Below are 9,231 nucleotides of genomic sequence, written 5' to 3' on the forward strand. Positions count from 1 at the left end.
ACAAGGGATGGGCATGAAGAGCTACTCATTGACGGGTGTCGCGGCGATCGCGTTGCTGGCGGTCTGCGATACGCGCGCGGAGGACCGGCATGTCGGCATGTCCTTCTTCGATGCCGGCGGGCGGGAATACACCACACACGATTACCGTGCCGAGATGGCGCAGCGCTATCCGGGAGTGCGTCCGACCCTTTTCCTGATCGTCACGCGCGACGACCGGAATCCGGAGTTCCGCAAGCAGATGGCGATCCTCGATACGCTGGATGCGGAAGCGCTGCAGGTCGTGTTCGTCGTCGGCAACGCGTCCGCCGCCGCAAAGCAGGGCTACTGGCTGGAACCGGAGGACGCGGATGCGCTGCTGGAGGATGGCGGTAGCTTCAGGTTCATCGCGCTGGGTGATGAGGGCGAGGTCTGTTTGTCCAGCAGCACCGCAATGGAGAGAGCCGCCTTGGTGACTGCCCGCAACACGCTGCACCCGGCGTTCGCGCGCTGCGCACCGGCGAGCGACTGACGAGCATTCGAGACGCTCCGTCCCTGTCCTCATCCTGCTGGTGCACAATGCAGCGCCTTGAATGGATCCCGGTGCACCGATGGATATTGAAGCGATGTTGAGTTCCGTCCTCCGCGAGGCGGGCTACGGGCCGGACGCCATCGGCTCGGCGATGCCGAGGATCCTGCGCATCCTGGAAGCCGAGGACGTGCGCATCGAGATGGGTCGCGCCTTGTCGCGCAAGGAGCACGAGTACGTCCGCCTCCAGCTCGAACTGGGCCTCAGCGTGCGCGAGGTCGTCGCAGGCCTGAAGAAGTAGCCGAGCCCATGGGCCGCAGCCATACGCATTCTCTCGCCGACACAGCCGGAAACACCCCATGCACACGGTAAGGGGCACCTGCCACTGCAAGGCCGTCGAGTTCGAGGTCGACCTGATCGACGGCCACCAGAACATCCGCCGCTGCAACTGCTCGATGTGCAGCCGCCGCGGCGCCATCATGGCCGGCGTCACCCTCGATCGCTTGCGCATCACCCGCGGCGAGGACAAGCTGAGCCTCTACCAGTGGAACACGAAGATCGCGAAACACTGGTTCTGCAGCGTGTGCGGCATCTACACCCATCACCAGCGCCGCAGCGTGCCTACCGAGTACGGCTACAACCTCGCCTGCATCGAGGGCATCGACCTCACCACGATCGGTGAGATCGGTGCCAGCAATGGTGCGGCGCAGACGCTGGTCCAGTCCTGATGTCATCTGTATGCGGTGTACTGAAAATGTCATCGTGTCGAGATGGAGAGCGTAGGTGAGGGAACCGGTGCTGATGGTGTGGGACTTCTACGACGGCGTCCGGTCCGGCATCGCGCTGTATCAAGGACAGTCGCATTACTTCGAATGTGGTTTCGACGAAGAGGAGGGCGAGCACACCGACGTCTTTGAACTCTGGCCCTTGGATGAGCCGATGATGGCGTTGGCCGCCGAACAATGGATGCTCTTTTGCGCGTGGGAACGGTGCTTCCGGGCAGGGGAAGTTCCGGCAGAGACGCATCCCGGTCATCGCGGACAGAATGCGCGCTACGACGAGATCGAGGACCGGATCAAAGACTTCCTCGACTCGCGCGTAGCGCCAGTTCATCGACTGCAAGCCACGTTCGAGCCGCGTGAGACCCAGCCAGAGAATTCAGTCGGTCCGTTCAAGGCGCTGGACGTCACCTGGCTCGACCTGGGGTGAACCAGCGCCTGCGCCGTACGTAACGCGCACCTAGCGAGCGGCTCACCCCACCTCCCGCTCCATCACCAGCTTCGCGCGCCTCTCCATGCGCACCGCTGCGGTCATCTCGGTCCTGCCGGTGACGCGGAACCCGAGGCGGGTGTACGCCTTCACCGCCCAGTCCGCGTGCGCCATCAGGTCGAGCCACAGATAGCGCGCGCCCGCGGCCGTGGCTTCGGCCAGCGCGGCCTCGAACAACGCACCGCCGATGCCTTGGCCGCTCGCCGGCCCCAGCAGGTAGAAGCGCGTGATCTCAGCACCGCCGTCGCGCTTCGATGCCGGACTGGGCACGCCCGTCACCAGCGTCAGGAAGCCCACCGGTGCGCCGTCGAGGGCCGCGATCCAGGTATGCGCATTGGCCGACTGCAGGCAGTCCGCGAACGCGTCGGCACGGAACGTCGCCAGCTTGTCGACCAGCCCGGCGGCATCCTCCCAGATGTCCGCATACGTGGCCGCGTAGGCTGCCGTACCGATCATCGACAGCAGGTCTGCATCCCGACGCGTCGCCCGCCGTACCGTCACCCGCGCCTTTCGATCCGTCATGCGTCTACTCCAGGGTCGTGGCGTCCATGTCGCCGCTCGACAGGATCATCGTCGGGGCTGGCGTTGCGGGAGGTGAAGCCCGCGAACGGGCACGGGTCCACCAAGCGCTTGACGGCGCGTCGTCCAGAACGTCTCCTTGTCGGGTGAAGGCTCAAGGATGGTGCTTGAACATGCGAAGAGTCCTGGTGGTACTGCTTTGTCTGCTGCTGCTGGCATGTGAGCGTCGACCTCCCGTCGTCAACGATGCGCCAAGCGATGCGGTACACGTCACCATCCTCACGACCGGGCTGCCGCCAGAAGGAAAGGTCTCGGCCATCGCGCACTATCTGGTGGAGGACGACCGATGCCTTCCTGTGGATTACAGCAAGGCCATTGGTGGGACGAAGCCGGAGATAACGCTGCAGCACGGGATTGCCGTCGAGCGGGTGGGTGACGGATCGTTCGTGTCGACGGCATACGGTGACCACTACGCGCCCACGGTGGTCAGGCGCGGCTACAGCGCCTGCATCTGGAAGCTTCAAAGCATCTCGGTCGGGTTCGACGTACGCAATGTGTCTCGCGTGTCGTTCCTCAAAGAGAGCGATATCGATTCGGGTGCCGCCAAGCATGAGGTCTGCCGTTTCCGCGATCCCGTACCGGCGTTCTGTCATGCGGAACCCGAAGACGAGCCTCTTTATTCGGGTGTCCGCATTGTGATTCAAGCCAACCGTAACCCACCACGCCCCGCCCTTCAGAGCGAGGTGCCGTCGGCCGGCAACTCGGCACCCGCCACGCCTTCCCTGCGCTGAGTTTTCCGATCCTGCCGACGGACATACGAGACCGCTTATGCCGCTCCGTTTTCGCATTGTTGCCATCCTGCTGTTCGGACTGATGTCCCTCCCGGCCCACGCTGCGCAGAGCAAGCTCGGCTTCACCGTCGACGCGAAGTTCGACCGCAAGGTGCTGGATGCCGACATCAGGCACGTCGAGGTGACCGTGGTCGCACCCGCGTCGCCGGCCTCGCGGGCGGGCCTGCAGGTCGGCGACGTGGTGCAGCAACTCAACGGCAAACCGCTGGTCGGCAGTTCCGCGCGCAAGTTCTTCGGCGACATGGGCAAGGTGAAGCCCGGCGACAAGGTGGCGCTGGTCGTGCTGCGCGCGGGCAAGCCGGTCGCGTTGGTGCTGGTGGCGGAGTAGCGCCGCGGTATGGCGCGGACGGGACCTGTGGACGCGCTCTTCCCACGTAAAGGTCCAACGACGGACGAAAACTGACAGCGTTGGCCTGAAAACACCCTTTCTTCGCACTAAGCGTCGACGTTCCCCGAAATACTTCCGGCGTCGGACAAAAGGTCGATGACGCGCCGGCGGCATCCCTCTGGCGGAGGATTCTCCAGGACAGGCCGTTCGGCCGTGCGGGTCCGCCGGCTGGGCTGATGAAGCCAGCGCGCATGAAGGTCGTCCGCTGCCGTGGCTGCCGGGATTCCGCTGCGGCCGGGTGCCGCCGCGGGATGGGAGGCGGTGCGGCTTGTGGGCCGTCGCGCCCGAACCTAAGATCGGACGGCGTCGTGGGGACGACGCACTCGGGGGCATGCGATGGGCGTGCCGCACACCGGCTCCATCTCCGGTGATCGGGACACAGGACATCACGAGGGGGAGTGCATGGAACTTGTCGGATTCATCATCGTTTTTCTCGTCTGCATGGGGATCGCCAAGGCGATCAACGCGATGCGCGGGCGGTTGACCGTCAATGGCGCGGGCATCTACCTGGCGCTGGCAGCCCTCTTCGTCGCCTGGAACGTATCCTTGGCGTGGGGCTCCGGGCTGCCGCCCTATGAGCTGGGCTACGCTTTCGGACGCAATGTCGGACCGGCCCTCATCGTGGGCGCCGTCGCTGCCTACTACTTCTTCAACTTCAGGACGGAGAAGGCGCATCAGCGGCATGTGCAGCAGCTGCGCGAAAAAAGAGCCGCCGAACAGCAGGTATGAGCGGCGTGCGGCGACTATCGCGGCTGGTCCTCCTGCTTCTGCTGACCGTGGCGTGCGGCTGCACGCCATCGCTGTCGCGCCTGGAAGCCAAGGCGCTGGTCGCCGCGCGCGAAGAGCTGCTCAGGCATCCCATCGGCGACATCGCACCCGCGGCATGGCCCGAGGCCGTCGTCCGGTTGAAGCCAGAACGTGTCTACCGTGACGAGCGGGGCATCTATCTCTACACCTACGAATTCGTCGTCGAGCAGAAAGGCATCTTCCTGCTGGATCCGGCATCGGACTTCATCCCGAGCGCAGACGCGGACCCCCGCTATGAGCTCGTCATCACCGATGTATTCATCTACCGCAGTGCGGGCTAGGGAAGCCCACCTGCTGGAAAATTCTCCCTGCTGCCGTTCACAAGGAGGTTCCATGGTTCGTCCCACCAGACTCGTACTCGTCGCATCGGTGCTGATTCTGGCCGGCTGCAGCACGCTGGTTACGCCGGCCGGGCAGTCCGTGTCCACCGACGCCTATAACCGTGAAATGTCCAGGCAAGGCACGCAGTACTACTGCGGCGACGGCAAGTGCGATCGTCCGCCGAGGCTGTTGAGTGCCGCTGCACCCCTGTACCCGCCAGCGGCACTGCGCGCGGGACAGTCGGGCGAAGCGTCGGTGTTGTTCGAGATCGACGAGCAGGGCGCCGTCACCAACGCGACACTGGAGACGGCGACCGCACCGGAGTTCGGTGAAGCGGCCCTCCGTGCGATCCGCTTGTGGAAATACCAGCCCGCCACGCTGGGCGGCAAGCCGGTCCGGGTCGGCCCCAGCAGGCAGAAGATTCCCTTCGAGTGGCGGTGACGGCGTCACGTCTGGTCGTCCTGATCGTCAGGGCTGACGTGCGGGGCGCGGTGCGCTGACTTCGCGATCACCTGTCCGGTCGTGCCCCCGTCTCCACCCACCCGGTCAGCACGCGGAACGCATCCTGGACCTGCTCGCCCGAGAAGTTGCAGTGTCCACCGGGAGCCGCCGGCAAGGTCAGCGGAGGTATGGCCGCACCCTGCGCGCGCCTTGCGTAGACCGGGCGGAAGCGCGGGGCGATGGTCGGGTCGTCGGCGTTGTCCAGCAGCACCAGCGGCTTCTGCAGGCGGCCGGTAAGCGCAGGCGCCGAGGTCGCGTAGTCCATCGCCTTCGCATCGCCCGCGTAGCGCGGCACGGCGGCGTTGAACGCGGCGTCGTCGCCGAAGCCGGTATAGCGCACCGCACCGTTGTCCACCGGCATGCCGCCGGCGCGCGTCACCATGTCGCGGAACACCAGGTAATGCAGGCCGATGATGCCGGGCAAGGCGTCGGCAGGGACTTCCAGCTTGGCAGCGAGTGATGTTGTCGCCTCGGTATCGCGCGGCAGCGCCGCGGAGACGATGTCCATCACCTCGCCCTGTCCGAGCGTGGGCGAGGCGGGATCCGACAGGCGATGCGCCGCGGCGCCGTCGCCCGAGGAAAACAACGCATCGAACGCGACCAGCGAGGTGAACAGCTCGTTCGCCAGCACGTCGCCCGGCAGGTTGGCCCCGCACAGCGACAGCGCGCCGTCGTAGTGCGCGGCCTGCTGTTCGATCGTGGCGATGGCGATGCCACCGCCCATCGACATGCCGACGAACCAGGTACGTTTCGGTTGCCCGTGCCGCTGCACGAAGTGCGCGCGCAGGCGCTCGCTGTCGGCAACGCCATCGCGCACCGCCCAGCCCTGCGTGGCATAGCCGCTCTGCGCCACCGCGTAACCGCCTGAAGTGAACATCGGGGTCGCCGGATCGGCCGGCCAGGGCGTCTCGCGCGGCACGCCGACCGGTTCGAAGCCGTGCGCCAGCACCACCAGTTCGCCGTTCCAGTCGGCCGGGATGTCGATGCGGTACGGCGCCTCGGCCAGCGTGCCGGTGTCTTCCACCGGCGGCGATACCGCGGTGGAGGCGTCCTGCGCGAACGCGGACGACACGGCGAGGTACAACGCGAACGACAGGCAGGTCAGGCGCATGGAATCTCCGTGTGAGCGATGCCGCGAGGGCGGTCAGTGGGCAAGCCTACCGCGGGGTGCGGGCGCACCATCCGTGGATCATCCCGGCCTGGTGGAAGCGCAGCGGCCGCAGGAAGCCGCCGGCTTCCGCCAGCGCGGCGACGCGGTCGGGCGGCAGGATGGCGACATCGCGCGCGTAGTTGGCGCGGATCTGCGTGAGCGCCTCGTCGTCGAGGCCGGCGCCGGACATCGTCTCCATCCACAGCTTCAGCATCGCGGGATAGTCGGCGGCCTCCGTATCCCAGGCGAGATCGGCCCATGCCAGCGTGCCGCCGGCCTGTAGGCGACGTGCGATCGCGGCGAAGAACGCGGTGCGCACAGCGGGATCGAGCAGGAACTGCGAGACCAGCAGGCAGGTGGCGCCGTCGAACGTCGCCAGGTCCGGCAGCGTGTCGACGAGGTCGGCGTGGAAAACGCAGCGGTCGGCGAAGCCTTCACGCTCGGCGCGCTCGCGGCAGGCGTCGATCATCTTCGTCGACGGGTCCAGCGCGACGAAGGTCCAGCGCGGGAAGCGCCGCGCGAAGTGCGCGATCTCGGCGCCCGTGCCCGCGCCGACGCACAGCACGTGCGCATCTTCCGGCAATCCCGCGAACACGGTCTCCATCAGGAACAGCAGGCTGTCGCGGATCGGCGCCATCCGCACCCAGCGCGCGTCGTAGCCGGCGGCCTGCTGGTCGAAGAGGGCATCGAGTTCGTGCTGCTGCATGGCGGTCTCCGCAGGGGTTTCATTCCACCCTACACGGCTCGTCAAGCCCGGCCCGGCGTCACCACATCAGGTCGTCGGGTACCTTGAACTGCGCGTAGTAGTCGTCGTCCTCGGAGGTGCTGGCCACGGCATCCGCCGGCTGGCCGTGGTCGAGCACGATCAGGCTGGCATCGCGTTCGCGCACTTTGTCGGCGGCCACGCGGGGCAGCAGTTCGTAGCGGTCGTCGAGATGGACGATGACCAGGGCGCCGGCCACCAGCTTCTTCTTCAGCTCGTCGTTGACCAGCACGGTGCGGATGGCGCCGTCGGCGCTGAAGCGGTACTCCACCTCGCCGGTGCGCGGCACCTTGCGGTCGCTGATGATCTGGCGCGCCTGCGCACGCAGTTCGGCAGTGCGCGCCTGCGCCTTGCGCTCGGCTTCCAGCGCACGGTCGCGCTCGGCCTTCTCGGCACGCGCGCGTTCGGCGTCGCGCTGGATCTCGCTGGGGGCGGCGGGTCCCTTGCCGTGGCGCGCCTTGTTCTGTTCGCGCGCGACCTCGGCCAGCTTGGACTTCTTGACCAGTCCGGCCTTCAGCAGCTGCTCCTGCAGCGGATTTCCCTTTGCCATGGCGTACGTGCTTCGTGGTGATTTCGCGGCATCATACCCGCCCGCCACGCCGTCGACGCCCGCCCCCGATGGATCCGCTGAAGTACCTCGCCGGCTACCCGCAGGATCTGCAGGCCCGCGTGCGCGCGCTGATCGCCGAGGACCGGCTGAGCCCCATGCTGGCGAAGAAGTACGCCCAGCCGCACACGGTGCGCAGCGACGGCCAGCTGTACGACTACGTGCAGGCGCTGAAGGAGCAATACCTGCGCCGCTCGGTGCCGCTGGGCAAGGTGGTGTACGACAGCACGCTGCAGGTGATGAAGCACGCGCTGGGCACGCACACCACGGTCTCGCGCGTGCAGGGCAGCCGGCTGAAGGCCAGCCGCGAGATCCGCATCGCCACCGTGTTCCGCGACGCCCCGGCCGAGTTCCTGAAGATGATCGCCGTGCACGAACTCGCGCACCTGAAGGAGTCCGACCACAACAAGGCCTTCTACCAGCTGTGCACGCACATGGAAGCGGACTACCACCAGCTGGAATTCGATCTGCGGTTGTATCTGACTCAGATGGAGATGGGTGCGGGGAAGTAGGGCGCGCTGATGCCGGCAACGGAAGCGGGTTTCGCTACCGTCGCCAAGCGGTCAGGGTTTCGCGCACTGCCGTACCAGCCATGCGCGGGCGGCCTGCAGCGGCTGGTCCGTAGCCTCGTCCGGCAACTCCGTTATGAACGATGCCCTTGCGGTCGAGGATGCGTGCGGTGGTAAGCCCGACCATGCCGCCGTTCGCCAGCCGGATCGTCTGGTTCGCCGTCGTCAGGCCGCGCGTGGGTTGGCCGAAGAAGCGCACGTTGCGTTGGCCCTTGAAACCGAGAGCAAGGATCTCGCCGGAACTCATCGTGCCCGGTCCCAGGAGGATCGCCACCTGAGGTGGTTTGCGTACCATTACCGGCAGGTCCACGCGCGGGAACACACTGTCGCCCATCCGCAGCAGGCCGTCGTCGACATTGACGACCTGCCGTTCGTCGTGGCGTCCCTGGAAGGTTTCCACCACACCATCGTCGTACAGCGGTGCGATGCCACCCATCATGGGCCACATGTTGCCGCCAGCGTTGTGCGCAACGTCGACTACCAGGCCACAACGCGCGTCTGCCAGGGCCTGGTTGAGTCCGTCGCGCACCTCCCGTGTCGCCGCCGGGATTTCGCCTGTCCTGCCAGCCCACGCGTGGATCGTCAGATGGCCGACGCCGTCCGCCGTGTCGTATGCGGTCGCGATGCGCCGCGATGATGCCGGAGGTTTCGACGAGGGCATCGCGTGGGACACCACGCCAGCCGAGCCGGAGACCGGAGAAGCGGGCGGCACATAGAAGGAGTGGCCATCCTTGAGTGCCCTGAGTACATGCCAGATCGCCGCCGTGCGTCCGCCCTCGCCTGGCGCATTCGCGAGCAGGGCATAGGCCTCGCGCTCCACCCTGGGCCAGTCCGGCGCTTCGCCGTTCATGCCTTTCGTGCGCGCAGCGATGATTACTTCATCGAGGATAGCGTCGGCGGCCCGCAGCGGCGTCGCGACGAACAGCAACAGTATGGCGATCGCCAGGGAGGTGGCGTGACGAAACATCATGAGTGCAGTCC

General features: G+C 66.5%; 15 protein-coding genes. 10 read left to right on the forward strand and 5 right to left on the reverse strand.

Annotated features, from left to right (window positions below):
- Positions 1-13 precede the first annotated feature (13 nt).
- The 4 genes from ACSQ1W_RS19275 to ACSQ1W_RS19290 all read left to right on the forward strand — a co-directional run bounded on the left by ACSQ1W_RS19275 (position 14) and on the right by ACSQ1W_RS19290 (position 1,714).
- A complete protein-coding gene (locus tag ACSQ1W_RS19275; RefSeq protein WP_436045507.1) occupies positions 14-508 on the forward strand; it encodes a hypothetical protein in 495 nt (164 codons plus the stop codon).
- 97 nt (positions 509-605) lie between these two features.
- On the forward strand, positions 606-806 hold the full coding sequence (locus ACSQ1W_RS19280) for a polyprenyl synthetase (RefSeq protein ID WP_436045509.1): 201 nt from the start codon (positions 606-608) through the stop codon (positions 804-806).
- Between the two features lie 58 nt (positions 807-864).
- Positions 865-1,233 carry a GFA family protein gene (locus ACSQ1W_RS19285; RefSeq protein WP_436045511.1) on the forward strand — a complete coding sequence of 123 codons (369 nt, stop codon included), beginning with the start codon at positions 865-867 and terminating at the stop codon, positions 1,231-1,233.
- A 55-nt stretch (positions 1,234-1,288) separates the two neighbouring features.
- Positions 1,289-1,714, forward strand: a complete 426-nt coding sequence (locus ACSQ1W_RS19290; protein ID WP_436045513.1) for a hypothetical protein — start codon at positions 1,289-1,291, stop codon at positions 1,712-1,714.
- A gap of 42 nt (positions 1,715-1,756) precedes the next feature.
- Here ACSQ1W_RS19290 and ACSQ1W_RS19295 read toward each other — a convergent pair whose 3' ends face one another.
- On the reverse strand, positions 1,757-2,296 hold the full coding sequence (locus ACSQ1W_RS19295) for a GNAT family N-acetyltransferase (protein ID WP_436045515.1): 540 nt from the start codon (positions 2,294-2,296) through the stop codon (positions 1,757-1,759).
- Positions 2,297-2,322: 26 nt separating this feature from the next.
- Here ACSQ1W_RS19295 and ACSQ1W_RS19300 point away from each other — a divergent pair, with 26 nt between their 5' ends.
- The 5 genes from ACSQ1W_RS19300 (at position 2,323) to ACSQ1W_RS19320 (ending at position 5,101) form a co-directional block, all read left to right on the forward strand.
- Positions 2,323-3,084: a hypothetical protein gene (locus tag ACSQ1W_RS19300; protein WP_436045517.1), complete on the forward strand. Its 762-nt coding sequence runs from the start codon at positions 2,323-2,325 to the stop codon at positions 3,082-3,084.
- 37 nt (positions 3,085-3,121) lie between these two features.
- A complete protein-coding gene (locus ACSQ1W_RS19305; RefSeq protein ID WP_436045519.1) occupies positions 3,122-3,472 on the forward strand; it encodes a PDZ domain-containing protein in 351 nt (116 codons plus the stop codon).
- Between the two features lie 462 nt (positions 3,473-3,934).
- Positions 3,935-4,261, forward strand: coding sequence for a hypothetical protein (locus ACSQ1W_RS19310; protein ID WP_436045521.1), 327 nt, complete (start codon positions 3,935-3,937; stop codon positions 4,259-4,261).
- Between the two features lie 5 nt (positions 4,262-4,266).
- On the forward strand, positions 4,267-4,620 hold the full coding sequence (locus tag ACSQ1W_RS19315) for a hypothetical protein (protein WP_436045523.1): 354 nt from the start codon (positions 4,267-4,269) through the stop codon (positions 4,618-4,620).
- A 52-nt stretch (positions 4,621-4,672) separates the two neighbouring features.
- On the forward strand, positions 4,673-5,101 hold the full coding sequence (locus ACSQ1W_RS19320) for an energy transducer TonB (protein ID WP_436045525.1): 429 nt from the start codon (positions 4,673-4,675) through the stop codon (positions 5,099-5,101).
- A 67-nt stretch (positions 5,102-5,168) separates the two neighbouring features.
- On the opposite strand, the gene ACSQ1W_RS19325 is transcribed toward ACSQ1W_RS19320, so the two are convergent.
- Genes ACSQ1W_RS19325 through ACSQ1W_RS19335 form a run of 3 tightly spaced genes read right to left on the reverse strand, consistent with a single transcriptional unit; the run spans position 5,169 to position 7,624 of the window.
- The gene (locus ACSQ1W_RS19325) at positions 5,169-6,272 is read right to left on the reverse strand and encodes a hypothetical protein (protein ID WP_436045527.1); all 1,104 of its coding nucleotides are present in this window, start codon (positions 6,270-6,272) and stop codon (positions 5,169-5,171) included.
- A 46-nt stretch (positions 6,273-6,318) separates the two neighbouring features.
- The gene (locus tag ACSQ1W_RS19330) at positions 6,319-7,017 is read right to left on the reverse strand and encodes a class I SAM-dependent methyltransferase (RefSeq protein WP_436045529.1); all 699 of its coding nucleotides are present in this window, start codon (positions 7,015-7,017) and stop codon (positions 6,319-6,321) included.
- Positions 7,018-7,075: 58 nt separating this feature from the next.
- Positions 7,076-7,624, reverse strand: coding sequence for a DUF2058 domain-containing protein (locus ACSQ1W_RS19335; RefSeq protein ID WP_436045531.1), 549 nt, complete (start codon positions 7,622-7,624; stop codon positions 7,076-7,078).
- A gap of 68 nt (positions 7,625-7,692) precedes the next feature.
- On the opposite strand from ACSQ1W_RS19335, the gene ACSQ1W_RS19340 reads away from it, so the two are divergent.
- A complete protein-coding gene (locus ACSQ1W_RS19340; protein ID WP_436045533.1) occupies positions 7,693-8,193 on the forward strand; it encodes a YgjP-like metallopeptidase domain-containing protein in 501 nt (166 codons plus the stop codon).
- A gap of 34 nt (positions 8,194-8,227) precedes the next feature.
- Here the strand turns inward: ACSQ1W_RS19340 and ACSQ1W_RS19345 are convergent, their stop codons facing one another.
- Positions 8,228-9,220: a S41 family peptidase gene (locus tag ACSQ1W_RS19345; protein ID WP_436045535.1), complete on the reverse strand. Its 993-nt coding sequence runs from the start codon at positions 9,218-9,220 to the stop codon at positions 8,228-8,230.
- Positions 9,221-9,231: the final 11 nt, after the last annotated feature.

Origin of the sequence: Pseudoxanthomonas sp. LjRoot143 (assembly GCF_964252945.1) — a bacterium.
Classification (GTDB): Bacteria; Pseudomonadota; Gammaproteobacteria; order Xanthomonadales; family Xanthomonadaceae; genus Pseudoxanthomonas_A.